General features: G+C 67.0%; 20 protein-coding genes. 16 read left to right on the top strand and 4 right to left on the bottom strand.

Translation table 11 applies throughout. The annotated features are described in order from the left end of the window. Nucleotides 1-113 precede the first annotated feature (113 nt). Together trmL and AC3WQR_RS27295 are read right to left on the bottom strand one after the other, a co-directional pair. Nucleotides 114-575, bottom strand: a complete 462-nt coding sequence (gene trmL / locus AC3WQR_RS27300; protein WP_492744940.1) for a tRNA (uridine(34)/cytosine(34)/5-carboxymethylaminomethyluridine(34)-2'-O)-methyltransferase TrmL — start codon at nucleotides 573-575, stop codon at nucleotides 114-116. Between the two features lie 31 nt (nucleotides 576-606). Then, nucleotides 607-1,323 carry a ComF family protein gene (locus AC3WQR_RS27295; RefSeq protein WP_492744938.1) on the bottom strand — a complete coding sequence of 239 codons (717 nt, stop codon included), beginning with the start codon at nucleotides 1,321-1,323 and terminating at the stop codon, nucleotides 607-609. A gap of 22 nt (nucleotides 1,324-1,345) precedes the next feature. Between AC3WQR_RS27295 and AC3WQR_RS27290 the strand changes: the two genes are divergently transcribed. From AC3WQR_RS27290 to AC3WQR_RS27255, 8 genes are all read left to right on the top strand, one after another. After that, nucleotides 1,346-2,260 (top strand): class I SAM-dependent methyltransferase, encoded by a 915-nt coding sequence (locus AC3WQR_RS27290; RefSeq protein WP_492744936.1) that lies wholly within the window; start codon nucleotides 1,346-1,348, stop codon nucleotides 2,258-2,260. A gap of 163 nt (nucleotides 2,261-2,423) precedes the next feature. Continuing rightward, entirely contained in the window at nucleotides 2,424-2,900 is a 477-nt protein-coding gene (locus tag AC3WQR_RS27285; protein WP_056578078.1) for a DUF2244 domain-containing protein, read from the top strand. 59 nt (nucleotides 2,901-2,959) lie between these two features. Continuing rightward, on the top strand, nucleotides 2,960-4,138 hold the full coding sequence (gene coxB / locus AC3WQR_RS27280) for a cytochrome c oxidase subunit II (protein WP_062481354.1): 1,179 nt from the start codon (nucleotides 2,960-2,962) through the stop codon (nucleotides 4,136-4,138). A gap of 43 nt (nucleotides 4,139-4,181) precedes the next feature. Continuing rightward, entirely contained in the window at nucleotides 4,182-5,819 is a 1,638-nt protein-coding gene (ctaD, locus tag AC3WQR_RS27275) for a cytochrome c oxidase subunit I (protein WP_062481356.1), read from the top strand. A gap of 40 nt (nucleotides 5,820-5,859) precedes the next feature. Further along, nucleotides 5,860-5,976 (top strand): cytochrome oxidase small assembly protein, encoded by a 117-nt coding sequence (locus tag AC3WQR_RS27270; protein WP_217493469.1) that lies wholly within the window; start codon nucleotides 5,860-5,862, stop codon nucleotides 5,974-5,976. A 36-nt stretch (nucleotides 5,977-6,012) separates the two neighbouring features. Beyond that, nucleotides 6,013-6,642, top strand: a complete 630-nt coding sequence (locus AC3WQR_RS27265) for a cytochrome c oxidase assembly protein (protein WP_056577955.1) — start codon at nucleotides 6,013-6,015, stop codon at nucleotides 6,640-6,642. A gap of 53 nt (nucleotides 6,643-6,695) precedes the next feature. Continuing rightward, the gene (locus AC3WQR_RS27260) at nucleotides 6,696-6,863 is read left to right on the top strand and encodes a DUF2970 domain-containing protein (protein WP_082818316.1); all 168 of its coding nucleotides are present in this window, start codon (nucleotides 6,696-6,698) and stop codon (nucleotides 6,861-6,863) included. 82 nt (nucleotides 6,864-6,945) lie between these two features. After that, nucleotides 6,946-7,827, top strand: a complete 882-nt coding sequence (locus AC3WQR_RS27255) for a cytochrome c oxidase subunit 3 (RefSeq protein ID WP_062481365.1) — start codon at nucleotides 6,946-6,948, stop codon at nucleotides 7,825-7,827. A gap of 80 nt (nucleotides 7,828-7,907) precedes the next feature. Here AC3WQR_RS27255 and AC3WQR_RS27250 read toward each other — a convergent pair whose 3' ends face one another. Next, complete coding sequence (locus AC3WQR_RS27250) at nucleotides 7,908-8,138, bottom strand: twin transmembrane helix small protein (protein WP_062481367.1); 231 nt, start codon at nucleotides 8,136-8,138, stop codon at nucleotides 7,908-7,910. Nucleotides 8,139-8,165: 27 nt separating this feature from the next. On the opposite strand from AC3WQR_RS27250, the gene AC3WQR_RS27245 reads away from it, so the two are divergent. From AC3WQR_RS27245 to AC3WQR_RS27220, 6 genes are read left to right on the top strand one after another with little or no spacing between them, the layout of a single operon-like run. Further along, nucleotides 8,166-9,041: an SURF1 family protein gene (locus tag AC3WQR_RS27245; protein ID WP_492744934.1), complete on the top strand. Its 876-nt coding sequence runs from the start codon at nucleotides 8,166-8,168 to the stop codon at nucleotides 9,039-9,041. Further along, entirely contained in the window at nucleotides 9,025-9,708 is a 684-nt protein-coding gene (locus AC3WQR_RS27240; RefSeq protein ID WP_062481371.1) for a redox-active disulfide-containing membrane protein, read from the top strand. Before AC3WQR_RS27245 ends, AC3WQR_RS27240 begins: the two co-directional genes overlap by 17 nt. A 24-nt stretch (nucleotides 9,709-9,732) precedes the next feature. Beyond that, entirely contained in the window at nucleotides 9,733-10,956 is a 1,224-nt protein-coding gene (locus AC3WQR_RS27235) for a COX15/CtaA family protein (RefSeq protein WP_492744932.1), read from the top strand. After that, nucleotides 10,953-11,858, top strand: coding sequence for a heme o synthase (gene cyoE, locus AC3WQR_RS27230; protein ID WP_062481375.1), 906 nt, complete (start codon nucleotides 10,953-10,955; stop codon nucleotides 11,856-11,858). Before AC3WQR_RS27235 ends, cyoE begins: the two co-directional genes overlap by 4 nt. A gap of 17 nt (nucleotides 11,859-11,875) precedes the next feature. Next, the gene (locus tag AC3WQR_RS27225) at nucleotides 11,876-12,496 is read left to right on the top strand and encodes an SCO family protein (RefSeq protein ID WP_095950891.1); all 621 of its coding nucleotides are present in this window, start codon (nucleotides 11,876-11,878) and stop codon (nucleotides 12,494-12,496) included. Nucleotides 12,497-12,512: 16 nt separating this feature from the next. Beyond that, nucleotides 12,513-13,343 (top strand): DNA alkylation repair protein, encoded by an 831-nt coding sequence (locus AC3WQR_RS27220; protein ID WP_492744929.1) that lies wholly within the window; start codon nucleotides 12,513-12,515, stop codon nucleotides 13,341-13,343. Nucleotides 13,344-13,410: 67 nt separating this feature from the next. Here AC3WQR_RS27220 and rpoH read toward each other — a convergent pair whose 3' ends face one another. Continuing rightward, nucleotides 13,411-14,352: an RNA polymerase sigma factor RpoH gene (gene rpoH, locus AC3WQR_RS27215; protein ID WP_056577975.1), complete on the bottom strand. Its 942-nt coding sequence runs from the start codon at nucleotides 14,350-14,352 to the stop codon at nucleotides 13,411-13,413. Nucleotides 14,353-15,062: 710 nt separating this feature from the next. Between rpoH and AC3WQR_RS27210 the strand changes: the two genes are divergently transcribed. Both AC3WQR_RS27210 and AC3WQR_RS27205 read left to right on the top strand, forming a co-directional pair. Then, nucleotides 15,063-15,365, top strand: a complete 303-nt coding sequence (locus AC3WQR_RS27210; protein WP_492744927.1) for a hypothetical protein — start codon at nucleotides 15,063-15,065, stop codon at nucleotides 15,363-15,365. Between the two features lie 79 nt (nucleotides 15,366-15,444). Next, entirely contained in the window at nucleotides 15,445-15,915 is a 471-nt protein-coding gene (locus tag AC3WQR_RS27205; protein WP_492744925.1) for a MerR family transcriptional regulator, read from the top strand. The last annotated feature ends 37 nt before the right edge of the window (nucleotides 15,916-15,952 follow it).

The raw sequence follows: 15,952 nt of genomic DNA, 5'->3' as shown, positions 1-15,952 counted from the left end.
GGGGCTCCTTGGCAATCAGCGTTGAGGGGACGGATGCCGGTGCGAATCACCGGCATGCCTTCCCATACGCCGCGCGGCGCCGATCGGATGTGCCCCTGCCGCGTGAAGGGCCGTCAGGCGAAACCGTTTTGCCGCCAGGCCTCGAACACCGTGACCGCCACCGCGTTCGACAGGTTCAGGCTGCGCTGGCCGGCGCGCATCGGCAATCGCAGGCGCTGCGTCTCGGCAAAGCCGTCGCGGATCGGCGGTGGCAGGCCGGCGGTTTCCGAGCCGAACACCAGCCAGTCGCCGGGCTGGAAGCGCACGTCGTGCACGGCGCGGGTGCCGCGCGTGGTCAGCGCGAACATGCGGTCGGCCGGCGGTTGCTGCGCGGCCAGCAGCGCGGCCCAGTCGGCGTGGCGCTTGACCTCGGCGTACTCGTGGTAGTCGAGCCCGGCGCGGCGCAGCAGCCGGTCGTCCATCGAAAAGCCGAGCGGCTCGACCAGGTGCAGCGTGCAGCCTGTATTGGCCGCGAGCCGGATCACGTTGCCGGTGTTCGGCGGAATTTCGGGGTGGACCAGGATGATATGGAACATGCGCCGATTGTCGCGGGCGCCGCCGGGCGATTCAGCGGGGCGGGTCGGTCCGCGCCAGCACCACGCCGGTGATGTGCGCCGCGCCCGCCAGACGCAAGGTGGCGGCCGCGGCGAACAGCGAGGCGCCGCTGGTCATCACGTCGTCCACCAGCACCACGCGCCGCCCCCGCAGGCCGTCGGCGCGCATCGGTTCCACGGCGAAGGCGCCGCGCAGGTTGCGCAGCCGGTCGGCGCGCGGCAGGCCGCTCTGCGCGGGCGTGTCGCGCGTGCGCAGCAGCAGGGTGGCGTCGGTCTTGGCCGGTGCCAGCCGGCGCGCGAGCTCGTGCGCCTGGTTGAAGCCGCGCTCGCCCAGTCGGCCGGGCGCCAGCGGCATCGGCAGCACGAGGTCGCACTGCTCCAGCGCCGGCTCCACCCATGGCGCGCTGCGCAGCAGGGTAGCCAGCGGGCCGGCCCAGCCCGCCTCGCCGCGAAACTTGAACTGGGCGATGCAGTCGGGCCACGGCCATGCGTAGGTGCAGGCGGCGAGGCAGGCGTCGAGCGGCGGTGGGTGCTTGATGCATTCGCCGCAGCGCGCCACGCCCTCGGGCATCGGCAGCGCGCAGCCGCCGCAGCGCGGGGTCGGTGGCGCGAAGCGGGCCACGCAGGCGTCGCACACGCGCTGCGCCGGCCAGGCGCGGCAGACCTCGCACTGGCTGGGCAGCCGCGCGAGCAGCGAGGTGAAAGGCCTCAGGGCCCGGCGGTTGTACATGCCTCAATATACTCACGGCCCCATGGCCACCGACCCCGCAAGAAGACCGCCGACCATCGATCCCACGGCGGCCGACCGCTGGCGCCGGCTCGCGCCCGCCGAGGGCTCGCCCTGGCTGCACGAGGAAATTGGCCGCCGGATGGAAGACCGGCTGCAATGGATCAAGGCCCAGCCCCGCACCTGGGCCGACTGGTCGCCGCTGCGCGGCGGCCTCGAGGCGCATGCGCTGCTGGCCCGCCGCTACCGCGACGCCGAAGCCTTCGTCATCGAATCCGAACCCGCATTGGCCGACCGGACCGGCGAGGCGCTGACCGCCCCCTGGTGGAGCGCACGCCGCTGGCAGGGCGGCAAGGCCCGCTTCGATGCAACGCCCGAAGACGGCATTGACCTGCTGTGGGCCAACATGTCGCTGCACATGGCGGCCGACCCCGAGGCGCTCATCGCGCAGTGGCACCGGCTGGTCGCGACCAACGGCTTCCTGATGTTCTCCTGCCTGGGTCCGGACACCGTGCGCGAGCTGCGCGCCCTGCATGCCCGGCTCGGCTGGCCCGCCGCCGGCCATGAATACACCGACATGCACGACTGGGGCGACATGCTCGTGCACGCCGGCTTCGCCGAGCCGGTGATGGACATGGAGCGCATCGTGCTCACCTGGGCCACCCCCGAGGCGGCCCTGGCCGAGCTGCGCACGCTGGGGCGCAACCTGCATCCGGCGCGCTTCCCCGCACTGCGCGGCAAGGCCTGGCACCGGTCGCTCAAGCAGGCCCTGCCCGAGCTGGCGCCGGCCGCGGAAGGCGAAGGCCGCATCGCGCTGACCTTCGAGGTCATCTACGGCCACGCCTTCAAGCCGACGCCGCGCGTGGCGCTGTCGCCCGAGAGCGCGGTCTCGCTGCGCGAGATGCGATCGATGCTCCAGCGCGGCCGCCCTGGCGCCTGAGCGACCCGCCAGCCCTCATTCGGTGCGCGGGGCCCGCGCTCTACCCGCTACAATCCGCCGTTGCGTGAAACTCGCGGGTATTGTCCCGTGATCGAGGGGTGTCGGATCCTGTTTGTACGAGGGGTTTGGCCACCATCGACGCACCGATTTGCTGAACTCGCCCGTGTCGAATTCCGTGTTTCGTTTTGCCACCGTCTCAGGCCAGAACATCCACTGGTTCCTGAAACGCAATTGCTCGGTGACGCCGAGCCAGCTGGGCTGGCTCTACGCCTCGCTGTGCGTGGTATCTCTGGGCACGGGCATGGTGTTCTGGCTGCACGGTGCGCCGCTGGTATTGCCATTCGCCTGGCTCGAACTGGCCGCGGTGGGCTTTGCGTTCATGATGTACGCGCGGCATGCCACCGATGGCGAACGGATCGCGCTGCAGGGCGGACGCCTCGTCGTGGAGCTCGAGAACGGTGGGCACTACGAACGCACGGAATTTCTTCCGCACCAGGTGCGGATCGAACCGCAGACCGGCGATCGTTCGCTGATCGAGGTCTCGGGGCAAGGTCGATCGGTCAGGGTGGGGCGCTATGTACGCCCGGAGTTGCGAGCCGCACTGGCGCGCGAGATTCGCATGGCGTTGCGTGGCGCCTGAGGGGGCTCGCGCGGTGCTGCACGGTTGGGTTTTCGAAAAATTGAAGAAACGTGAACACGATGAAGAGCATTTGGCGCAATAAGTACAGGCCGGCGAATCTGTTGCTGGCGGCCGGCGCGGCGTTCAGCAACGCGGCGCACGCAGTCAACGATCTGCCCGGCGGCCCCGCGGTGCGCCAGCTGAATCTTCCGGTCGGCGTGACCAAGATCGCGCAGGAGCAGCATCTGCTCCACACGATCATGATGATCATCTGCACGGTCATCTTCGTCGCCGTGTTCGCGGTGATGTTCTATTCCATATGGAAGCACCGCAAGTCGGTGGGCCACAAGGCCGCGAACTTCCATGAATCGGTGGTGGTCGAGGTCATCTGGACCATCGTGCCCTTCCTCATCGTGATCGTGATGGCGCTGCCCGCCACCAAGGTGCTCGTGGCCCAGAAGGACACCACGAACGCCGACCTCACGATCAAGACCACGGGCTACCAGTGGAAGTGGGGCTACGACTACCTGAACGGCGAAGGCGAAGGCCTGGCCTTCATCTCCACGCTCGACAGCTCGCAGCGCGCCATGTCCGACGCCGGTGCCAAGGGCGCCATGCCCGACGACTACCTGCTCAAGGTCGACAACCCGATGGTCGTGCCGGTGCAGAAGAAGGTCCGCATCATCACCACCGCGAACGACGTGATCCACGCCTTCGCCGTGCCGCAGCTGGGCCTCAAGCAAGACGCCATTCCCGGCTTCGTGCGCGACACCTGGTTCCGCGCCGAGACCGTGGGCGACTACTACGGCCAGTGCCAGGAACTGTGCGGCAAGGAACACGCCTACATGCCGATCCACGTGAAGGTGCTGTCGGCTGCCGACTACACCGCCTGGGTCGCCACCAAGCGCAAGGAAGCCGCCGCCAAGCTCGACGACCCGACCAAGGTCTGGACGCTGCCCGACATGCTGGCACGCGGCGAGAAGGTCTACGCCGCCAACTGCGCGGCCTGCCACCAGGCCAACGGCAAGGGCGCAGGCCCGATCAAGCCGCTCGACGGCGCAGCCAAGGTGACCGATTCCGACCACAAGGTGCAGCTGCTGGTGCTGCTCAATGGCCAGAACAACGGTGCCATGCCTGCCTGGAAGCAGCTGAGCGACACCGACCTCGCGGCCGTGGCCACGTACACCAAGAACAGCTGGTCGAACAAGACGGGCCAGCTGGTGCAACCGGCCGAAGTGCTGGCCCTGCGCGGCAAGTGATCCGACGGCGCCCCGCGAAGAAGAAATTGCAAGGAACAACGACATGAGCGCAGTCCTCGACCCCCACGGTCACGCCCCCGGCGGCCACGCACACGACGACCATCACGATCACCACGCGCCCACCGGCTGGCGCCGCTGGGTGTTCGCGACCAACCACAAGGACATCGGCACGCTCTACCTGCTGTTCAGCTTCACGATGCTGATGATCGGCGGCGTGTTGGCCCTGCTGATCCGCGCCGAGCTGTTCCAGCCCGGCCTGCAGATGGTGAACCCCGAGCTGTTCAACCAGTTCACCACCATGCACGGCCTGATCATGGTGTTCGGCGCCATCATGCCGGCCTTCGTGGGCTTCGCGAACTGGATGATCCCGCTGCAGATCGGCGCATCCGACATGGCGTTCGCGCGCATGAACAACTTCAGCTTCTGGCTGCTGATCCCGGCGGCCATCATGCTGGCCGGTTCGTTCTTCATGCCCGGCGGCGCGCCCGCGGCCGGTTGGACGCTGTACGCCCCGCTCACGCTGCAGATGGGCCCCTCGATGGACGCCGGCATCTTCGCGATGCACATCATGGGCGCCTCGTCGATCATGGGCTCGATCAACATCATCGTCACCATCCTCAACATGCGCGCCCCGGGCATGACGCTGATGAAGATGCCGATGTTCTGCTGGACCTGGCTCATCACCGCCTACCTGCTGATCGCGGTGATGCCCGTGCTTGCCGGCGCCATCACGATGACGCTGACCGACCGCCACTTCGGCACCAGCTTCTTCAACCCCGCCGGCGGCGGCGACCCGGTGATGTACCAGCACATCTTCTGGTTCTTCGGCCACCCCGAGGTCTACATCATGATCTTGCCGGCCTTCGGCATCATCAGCCAGGTGGTCCCCGCCTTCGCCCGCAAGAAGCTCTTCGGCTACGCCTCGATGGTGTACGCCACCTCGTCGATCGCCATCCTGTCGTTCATCGTGTGGGCCCACCACATGTTCACGACCGGCATGCCGCTCACCGGCCAGCTGTTCTTCATGTACGCGACCATGCTGATTGCCGTGCCCACGGCCGTGAAGATCTTCAACTGGATCGCGACGATGTGGCAGGGCTCGATGACCTTCGAGACGCCCATGCTGTTCGCGGTCGGCTTCATCTTCGTGTTCACGATGGGCGGCTTCACCGGCCTGATCCTCGCGGTCGCACCGATCGACACGCAGCTGCAGGACACCTATTACGTGGTGGCCCACTTCCACTACGTGCTGGTGGCCGGCTCGCTGTTCGCCATGTTCTCGGGCTTCTACTACTGGGCGCCCAAGTGGACTGGCGTGATGTACAACGAAACGCGCGGCAAGGTCCACTTCTGGTGGTCGCTGATCTCGTTCAACGTCACCTTCTTCCCGATGCACTTCCTGGGTCTGGCCGGCATGCCGCGTCGCTACGCCGACTACCCCATGCAGTTCGCCGACTTCAACGCCATCGCCTCGGTGGGTGCGTTCTTCTTCGGCTTCGCCCAGGTCTACTTCTTCCTGTTCATCGTGCTGCCTTCGATGCGCGGCAAGGGTGAAGCAGCAGCGCAGAAGCCCTGGGAAGCGGCCGAAGGCCTCGAGTGGGAAGTGCCGTCGCCGGCCCCGTTCCACACCTTCGAGAACCCGCCCAAGCTCGACGTGACCGCCACCAAGGTGATCGGCTGATCACCCGCGCACGCCGCACAAGCACAACGACTGCACCACGATGACGACGCCCGAACAAAGAAAGAACAACCGACGCATGGGGCTCACGCTGGCCTCCATCGCGGTGATCTTCTTCATCGGCTTCATCGTCCGCATGGTCTGGTTCAGCGGTCGCTGACCGCGCCGCATCGCCCCCCCGAACGGAAGCAACAGCATGAGCCTCGGTCAACGCATCCGCCGCGCCAACGTCCGCATGGTCGGCAAGCTGGCCGTCGTGACCTGCGGCATGTTCGCCTTCGGTTATGCGCTGGTGCCGATGTACCGCGCCATCTGCGAGATGACCGGCATCAACATCCTCGCGCTCTCCGAGCTCCAGGTGCCGGGCGGCGCCAGCGGCGCCAAGAACGTGCGCGTCCCGGACAACACGCAGGTCGACATGACCCGCACGATCAAGGTCGAGTTCGACTCCAACGTGCGCGGCGGCCTGTGGGACTTCAAGCCGGCCGAGCGCTTCATCGAAGTGCACCCGGGCCAGCTGAACACGGTGATGTACGAGTTCCAGAACACGCAGAACCGCCGCATGGCCGCGCAGGCCATTCCGAGCTACGCGCCGCAGCAGGCCGCGGCGCATTTCAACAAGCTCGAGTGCTTCTGCTTCAACCAGTACACGCTCGATGCGGGCGAGAAGAAGCAGTGGCCGGTCGCCTTCGTGATCGATCCGAAGATCTCGAAGGACGTCAAGACCATCACGCTGTCGTACACCTTCTTCGAGGTGGGCGGCAAGACGCCTCCGGCCCCGGTGGCCGCCGTTTCGCATGCTGTCGCCGATGAGCCGCGCTCGTGACCTCGTCGTTGCCGCCCGAAGCCCCGCGCCGCAAGCCCACGCTGTGGGACACGATGAAGGCGGTGGGCTGGTCGTTCTTCGGGGTGCGCCGCAACAGCGCCTACAAGGAAGACCTGGGCAAGCTCAATCCGCTGCACGTCATCGTGGTGGCGTTTGCCGCAGTGATCGTCTTCGTGGTCGGGCTGGTGCTGCTGGTGCGGCATGTGGTCGCGGCCGCCTGAGCGCTGCCTGCTGAGCCGAAGACAAAAAACCACGATCTCCAGAATCATTGAATCGAGAGAAGAAAGAAAGCCAGGAGCTGATATGAGTTCAACCACCCACGGCACCACGCCCTACTACTTCGTGCCCGGACCCTCGGCCTACCCGGTCGTGTCCGCGATCGGCTTGTTCTTCGTGATCCTCGGCGCGGGGCAATGGATCAACAGCCACCAGTGGGGCGCGTGGTCGCTGCTGCTGGGCATGGTGATCTGGCTCGGCACGCTCTTCGTGTGGTTCCGCGCCGCCGTCGGCGAGAGCGAGAGCGGCCAGTACGGCCACAAGATCGACCTCTCGTACCGCTGGAGCATGAGCTGGTTCATCTTCTCGGAAGTGATGTTCTTCGGCGCCTTCTTCACGGCGCTGTGGTGGGCCCGCACCCACGCGCTGCCGACGCTCGGCAGCCTGGACAACGCGATCCTCTGGCCCGACTTCAAGGCCGTGTGGCCCAGCGTCGCCGCCGGCGTGACCGGTTCGCCGGCCGGCATCATCGAGCCCTTCCAGACCGTCGGCCCGTTCTGGCTGCCGACCATCAACACCGCGCTGCTGCTGAGCTCGGGCGTGACGCTGACCATCGCCCACCACGCGCTTCGTGCCGACCACCGCGCACAGTGCATCCGCTTCATGTGGCTCACCGTGCTGCTGGGCGTGATCTTCCTGGGCGTGCAGGGCTACGAGTACTTCCACCTGTACACCGAACTGAACCTCAAGCTCAGCTCGGGCACCTACGGTTCGACCTTCTTCATGCTGACCGGCTTCCACGGCCTGCACGTGTTCATCGGCATGCTGATGCTGCTGTTCATCACGCTGCGCCTGCAGAAGGGCCACTTCACGGCTGAGCGCCACTTCGGCTTCGAAGGCGCCGCCTGGTACTGGCACTTCGTGGACGTGGTCTGGCTGGGCCTGTACGTGCTGGTCTATTGGCTTTGAGCGAAGAACCTCACGGCATTCCAGAAAAAAGGCGCCGTAAGGCGCCTTTTTCATGGTTCTCGTGGAACGAGCACCATCTGTTACTTCCCGAGCGGGAGCCCGGTGGGCTGGATGTAGCCGAGTTTCCAGGCCAGCAGCATGCACAGGAACAAAAAGACCGACAGGCCGATCCGAAAGGTGAGGGCGCGGGCCATGCCGCCGCGTTTGTTCTGCCCGTCGCGACCGTCCTTCAGCATGAAGTAGAGCGCGAAAGCGAGGCTCGCGAAGATGCCCAGAAAGATCAGGGCGACGAAATATTTCATGACCCGCATTATCGGCCGCGCGCCCCGTCCGCTCCAGTGACCCCCGAGCCTCTCGTTTCCTCTGCCACGCCGCGCCGCCGCGCGGGCCGGGGCCGTTTCCTGGTCGTGACGCTGGCGGCCGTGCTGGCGCTGGCCGCCACCGTGTCGCTGGGCCGCTGGCAGCTGTCGCGCGCCGCGCAGAAAGAGGCGCTGCAGGCCCGCATCGATGCGCAGAAGCTGAAAGCCCCGCTGTCGCAGGCCGAGTTCCTGGCGCTGGGCGAAGCAGCCGGTGAAATGCACCGGCCGGTGCGCCTGCGCGGCCTGTGGCTCACGGCGCAGACGGTCTACCTGGACAACCGCCAGATGCACGGCACGCCGGGCTTCTACGTGCTGACGCCGTTCGCACTCGAAGGCAGCGAGCAGGCGGTGATGGTCCAGCGCGGCTGGGTGCAGCGCAATTTCGTCGACCGCACGCAGCTCGGTGTGGTCGAGACGCCGCCCGGCATCGTCGAGCTCACGGCGCTGATCGAGCCGCCGCCGAGCCACCTGTTCGAACTCGGCGCGAAGACTGCGGCCGCACCGGCGCCCGCGGCATCGGCCGCCGCACCGGCCCCTTCGGCTGCCGGCGCCAGCGCTCCGGCACCGGGCATTCAGGGGTCTTCCCCCATCCGGCAAAATCTCGACCTGGAGGCATTCCGCGGCGAGACCCAGCTGCCGCTGCGCACCGACGTGTCGCTGCAGCAGAGCGGGCCGGCGTCCGAGGGCCTGCAGCGCGACTGGCCGGCCCCGGCGTTGGGCCTGGAGAGGCACTACGGTTACGCATTCCAGTGGTTCGGCCTGTCGGCCCTCGTTGTCATCCTCTATGTCTGGTTCCAATTCATCTCCCCCTTCCGGCGCGCGCGGCGCCGCGCACGCGATGGCCGCGGCCTCTGACGAGCCGCTGGGCCTGACCGTGCACTCGATGCCGTCGCCGGGCCAGGCGCTCGACGAGGCCGAGAACCGCCGCACGGTCCACGGGCGCTGGAAGATGATCGCCGTGCTGCTGATGTGCGCGGCACCCGTGATCGCCTCGTACTTCACCTACTACGTGATCCGCCCCGAAGGCCGCAGCGTGTACGGCGAGCTGATCGATCCGCAGCGCGAGATGCCCCGCCTCACGGCAACCGACCGCAGCGGCGCGCCGGTCGAGCTGGCCACGCTCAAGGGCCAGTGGCTGCTGGTGGCGGTGGCCGACGCCGCCTGCGATGCGCTGTGCGAGCAGCAGCTGTACCTGCAGCGCCAGCTGCGCGAGAGCCTGGGCCGCGAAAAAGACCGCCTGGACCGCGTCTGGCTCGTGAGCGACGCGGCGCCCGTGCCCGAGCGCCTGACCAACGGCCTGCACGGCGCGACCGTGCTGCGCGTGCCGGCCGACCAACTCGCCCGCTGGCTCGCGCCCGTGCAAGGGCACGCGCTGTCCGAGCACCTCTACGTGGTCGATCCGATGGGCAACTGGATGATGCGTTTCCCGGCCCGCATGGACGCCGCCGGCGCGAGCCGCGCCAAGCGCGACATCGACCGCCTGCTGCGCGCCTCGTCGTCGTGGGACGAAGCGGGCCGCTGAGCCCGCGCGAACCACCACCGCCCCATGGACACGAGCTCCCTCTACGACCTCACGCCGATCGCCTGGATGATGGGCGCCGGCGTGCTGCTCGCGCTCGGACCGCTGGTCTGGGTGTGGCGCCGCAACGCCGGCTCCGGCCCCGCGCGGCGGTTGCATGCGCTGACCGTGCTCACGCTGTTCCTCACCTTCGACCTCACGCTGTTCGGCGCCTTCACGCGGCTCACCGATTCGGGCCTGGGCTGCCCCGACTGGCCCGGCTGCTACGGCAACGCCAGCCCGGCCGGCGCGCGCCACGAGATCGCTATGGCGCAGGCGGCCCAGCCGACCGGCCCGGTGACGCACAGCAAGGCCTGGATCGAGATGGTCCACCGCTACCTCGCGACCGGCGTCGGGGTGTTGATCCTCACGCTGGCCGGCGCGACCTGGATCGTGCGCCGCCGCCAGCGGCGTCAGCCCGCGCCGCCGGTCGACAGCGCGCACCATCACGTCGTGCTCAGCGCCTGGTGGCCCGCGGCCACGCTGGTCTGGGTCTGCCTGCAGGGCGCCTTCGGCGCCATGACCGTCACCTGGAAGCTGTTCCCCGCCATCGTCACGATGCACCTGATGGGCGCCATCGTGCTGCTCGCGCTGCTGTGCATCCAGGCCGTGCGCTACCGCCAGGTGGCGGCGCAGCGCCTGCCCACGGCCGTGTCGCCGGCCCTGCGCAACGGGCTGATCGCCACGGCGGTGCTGCTGGTGCTGCAGATCGCGCTCGGCGGCTGGGTCAGCACCAACTACGCGGTGCTGGCCTGCACGCAGTTCCCGACCTGCCAGGACAGCTGGTGGCCGCCGATGAACTTCGCGCAGGGCTTCGAGATCTGGCGCCACCTCGGCGTGACCGGCGACGGCCAGCCGCTCGATTTTTCCGCCCTCACTGCCATCCACTACGCGCACCGCCTCATGGCGTATGCCGTGTTCGTGGCGCTCGGCCTGCTGGCCTGGCGCCTGCGCCGCCTCGAAGCGCTGCGCGCGCAGGCGCACTGGCTGGCCGGCCTGGCGCTGTTGCAGCTGGCCACGGGCCTGGGCAACGTGCTGCTCGGCTGGCCACTGGCCGCCGCCGTGCTCCACACCGGCGGCGCCGCGGCGCTGGCCGTGGTCCTGACCTGGGCGTTGTGCGAGAGCCGGCGCGAAAGTGCCGCCGCTGCACCGATTCCGCGCGCCGCCGACAATGCGCGCGGCACCCCCCAACCGAAGAAAGCCACCGCGTGAGCACCCCGATTCCTGTTCAGCACGCCAGCACCGCCAACGTGCTGCGCCAGTTCTACGCGCTCACCAAGCCGCGCGTGGTGCAGCTGATCGTGTTCTGCGCGCTCATCGGCATGGTGCTGGCCGTGCCCGGCCTGCCGTCGTGGGCCGACGTGCAGCGCGGCGTGCTGGCCTGCCTGGGCATCTGGCTCGTGGCTGGCGCGGCCGCCGCATTCAACTGCCTGGTCGAGAAGGGCATCGACGCCAAGATGAAGCGCACCGCCTGGCGCCCCACGGCCCGTGGGCAGCTCAGCGACATGCAGGCGCTGGTGTTCTCGGCGCTGCTGTGCGCGGCCGGCTCGGCGCTGCTGTGGTTCACGGTCAACCCGCTGACCATGTGGCTCACCTTCGCCACCTTCGTCGGCTACGCGGTGATCTACACCGTCATCCTGAAGCCGCTGACGCCGCAGAACATCGTGATCGGCGGCGCCTCGGGCGCCATGCCGCCGGTGCTGGGCTGGTCCGCCATGACGGGCGACGTCGGCCCCGAGGCGCTGATCCTGTTCCTGATCATCTTCCTGTGGACCCCGCCGCACTTCTGGGCGCTGGCGCTGTACCGGGTCGAGGACTACCGCAAGGCCGGCCTGCCGATGCTGCCCGTGACGCACGGCAACGAGTTCACGCGGCTGCAGGTGCTGCTGTACACCTTCATCCTGTTCGCGGCCTGCCTGATGCCCTTCATCTACGGCATGAGCGGCTGGCTCTACCTCGTGGTCGCCATCGGCGTGAGCATCGGCTTCACCGGCTATGCCTTCGCGCTGTGGCGCAACTACTCCGACACGTTGGCGCGCAAGACCTTCCGGTTTTCGCTCATCCACCTGAGCGTGCTGTTCGCGGCGCTGCTCGTCGACCATTACCTCCGCTGACCGGACCTGACCTGCCCATGAACAAGCGCAATGCCCTGAAATCGATCGCCGCCACGGCCGGCTGGGTGGCCGCCTCGGCCACGCTGGGCCTGGGCCTCTCGGCCTGCAGCGAGCAGCCGAAGCAGAGCTTCCAGGCGGTCGACATCACGGGCGCCGACTACGCGAAAGACTTCTCGCTCACCGACGCTGACGGCAAGGTGCGCACGCTGGCCGACTTCAAGGGCAAGGCGGTCGTGCTGTTCTTCGGCTACGTGCAGTGCCCCGACGTCTGCCCGACCACCATGACCGAGATGGCGCAGGTCAAGCAGCAGCTCGGCGCCGACGGCAGCAAGCTGCAGGTGCTGTTCGTCACCGTCGATCCGGCGCGCGACACGCCCGAGGTGCTCAAGGCCTACATGGGCGCCTTCGACCCGAGCTTCGTGGCGCTCATCCCCACGCCCGAGCAGCTGGCCGCCGTCGCGAAAGACTTCAAGGTCTACTACAAGAAGGTCGATGGCAAGACGCCGACCAGCTACGCCATGGACCACTCGGCCGCCAGCTACATCTACGACCCGCAGGGCCGCCTGCGGCTCTACGCGCGCTACGGCGCGGGCGTGCCCGCGATGGTGTCGGACCTGAAGACGCTGCTCGCGTCCTGAGCCGGGCGCCCCGGGCATGGACGCCGCATCGGTCGCGCACCTGAAGTCGCGCAAGGGCGCGTTCCGCATCGCGCTCATCCCGCCCGAGGTGCTGGGCGCGCTGAACGGCGGGCTGCTCGAGACCGTCAACCTCAACGAATTCCTCGCGCTCGAACTGCCGCTGCTCGCGCGCAGCGTGGCGGGCCATGTCGGCCTCGATGCGGCGCACGAACGGCTGGACGACACGCTCGCCATGCTGGCCGCCTTCAAGCCCATGCAGCGCCACAGCCACATCGCGCGGGCGCTGTACGACATGACGGCCGAACACGCCGAACGCGATGCCGTGGCGCACCGGCTGGCCACGCACGCGAGCGACGTGGCGCGCTGCTGGGCGGTGCAGTGGATCACGCTGTCGGGCCTGCCGCTGGCGGCCCAGCTCGACGCCGTGCGCCGCTTTGCCGCCGACCCGCATTTCGGCGTGCGCGAGTTCGCCTGGATGGCGGTGCGCGACAGCGTCATCGATTCGCTCGACGAAGCGCTGGCGCTGCTGCAGCCCTGGGTGGCCGATGCCGATCCGAACGTGCGCCGCTTCGCCAGCGAGCTCACGCGCCCGCGCGGCGTGTGGTGCGCGCAGATCGAGACGCTGAAGGCCGAGCCCTGCCTGGCGCTGCCGCTGCTGGAGCCGCTGCGTGCCGACGCGCATCGCTACGTGCAGAACTCGGTCGCCAACTGGCTCAACGACGCGAGCAAGACGCAGCCCGAGTGGGTCGAGACGCTGTGCACGCGCTGGGTGGCCGAGTCGCCGGTTGCCGAGACCCGCTACATCGCGAAGCGGGCGCTGCGCACGCTGACCAAGTCGACGCCCTGAAGCGTCCCCGAACGAAAAAAAGCCCGGCACTGCCGGGCTTTTTCGTGGAGGAGGGCGGTCGTGACGCTTACGCGTACTCGGCCAGCGCCTTCTTCATCTTCTTCATCGCCGCCACTTCGATCTGGCGGATGCGCTCGGCGCTCACGCCGTACACCGCGGCCAGGTCGTGCAGCGTCATGCCGCCCGAGCCGTCGTCGTTCACCTTGAGCCAGCGCTCTTCGACGATGCGGCGGCTGCGGTCGTCCAGCGCCTCCAGGGCGGTGGCGATGCCGTCGCTCGACAGGCGGTCGCGCTGCTGCGATTCGAGCAGGGCGGTCGGTTCCTGCGTGGCGTCGGCCAGGTAGGCGATGGGGCCGAAGCCTTCGTCGCCGTCATCGGACGGACCCGGATCGAGCAGCACGTCGCCGCCCGACAGGCGGGTTTCCATCTCGAGCACTTCCTCGGGCTTCACGTTCAGGCGCGTGGCCATCTGCGAGACCTCGTCGGGGCTCAGCGTCTCGCGGTGCGTGCCGTTGTCGGCCGCGGCCGAGTCGGCCTTGAAACCCTGCTTCATCGAACGCAGATTGAAGAACAGCTTGCGCTGCGCCTTGGTCGTCGCGACCTTGACCATGCGCCAGTTCTTCAGGATGTATTCGTGGATCTCGGCCTTGATCCAGTGCATGGCGTAGCTCACCAGCCGCACGCCCTGGTCGGGGTCGAAACGCTTCACGGCCTTCATGAGACCGACGTTGCCTTCCTGGATCAGGTCGCCGTGCGGCAGCCCGTAGCCCAGGTACTGGCGGGAAATGGACACGACCAGGCGCAGGTGCGACAGGATCAGCGCACCGGCGGCTTCGAGGTCGTTCTGGTCGCGCAACTTGCGTGCGAAGCCCTGCTCTTCTTCGAGCGTGAGCAGCGGCAGGCGGTTGGCGGCCGAAATGTAGGCATCCAGGTTGCCCAGCGGGGGGACCATCGACCAGGGGTTGGCGACGGCCAGCTGGTTGGCAGAGACTCCAGACAGCGTTGTCATCAGGGGAAACTCCTTTGTGTTGGCCATATTAGCACTCGGTTAGAGGGAGTGCTAAGCCAAGGGTTCCCTTGGGTTTCTATCGTTGCGATAGCTTTTGCTGTCGGTTTTCACTGAGCTTGGAACTTATTTCACTGGGAATGGAACCCTGATGCCTTTGAAATCAACAGCTTGACGCTGCTTCGGGCTTTTGGGACACCGACTAAACGCATCTTTGACCGTCGCAACGAGGCAAAAATTCCCAATTTCTCTCAGATAAGTCGAGATATATATACCCGGATAAAATAAAGTCGATTGAAATTTTTTGGCGCCTTCGTCGAGGTTTAGCGTCGTGGCTACGTGTGCGAGGCGATTTCCCGCAGTTGTGCGCGCGCGGCTTCCGTCCGAACGCGAGGAATCACCCAGTTGTGATGCGTCTCGCGATATGGCCATAGTGAGCCCGCGCGACTGTGCGCACTCCTTAGGCTGCGTCGCCGCTCCCGCCTCAGACTGGATGCCGACGTCCGAGGGTGTCGATCGTTAGATCCGCTCAATGCCCGATTGCAGGCGCCCAGAAGCCGAGAATGCGGTGTCGGCGACCGCAGAGGGGACCGATAGTGGCCAGGACTACATGTTCCCGATCACGTCGCACGCGCGGACCATCCTGGAACGCCAGCTCAAGGCCAAGATCAACGACTTCGTGTTCGGCTACGCCCGACTCCGGCAAGGGCCACATGGTCTGCCTCCCCCCGCAATTCCACATCAAGCAGGCGCGTGCCGAATGCGGCGAGCATTGGTCGATGCACGACCTGCGGCAGACCTTCGCGACGGCGATGACGCTGCTCAACGTGCACGCCTTTACGATCGCGCACCTGATGAAGCACTCAACGAACAGCTCGATGACGCTTTCGTATGTGCCGCCGACGCAGGAGCAATTGCAGGAGGCGCTGACCGGGCTGGAACTGCATCTGCTGGAACGAGTGCGTTCTGTTGCCAATGAAGGGGACGCCCTGGAACAGGCTGAGGCTACTACATGAACAAAAAAGGGTGTGAGCCCCGATCTTGTGGAAAAATCGGGGGCGATACCCGATCTCAGTTTGCAGGCCCTCTTTCAGAATGCACCTCATCACGACGCGCGATGCGACACGGCTCACGGGCCTCTCGACGGAGCAACTCCGCGAGTGGACGAGTCGCCGCGCGTTGATCCCTCCCGATGTAAAGCCCAAAGGGCACGGATCGCCGGCGCGCTACTCCTGGCAGACGATTTTGGTGTTGCGGCTGGCCGTTGTACTGCGAGACCGCTTCAAAATGGAATTGCAAGCCCACCGCGACCTGTTTGCCGAATTGGGCGCGGGATTGGCTCACACCTCCTTCCTGTCGCTCTGGGGCAAGTCCCTAGTCCTCTATGGAGGAGCCAAGTGGGGAGTGATCGATCCGCGCGACGAGGGCGTGGCCATCGACGATTGCATCGTGCTGCGGCTTGATCCGCATTTGCAGCAACTGTCGGACAGCTTTGCCCTTCCCAAGCCCGTAGCACCCGGCCAGTTTGTTGATTGCCGCCGAAAACTGACCCAGCTAACGCAGTAATTTCCGTCTAAGACTGACCCACGTAAAACCCTACCCT

Source organism: Variovorax sp. FW305-3-2-15-B-LB1 (genome assembly GCF_058787635.1).
Note: the sequence above shows the minus strand (reverse complement) of the source record. Positions and strands in the feature narration are given on the sequence as shown.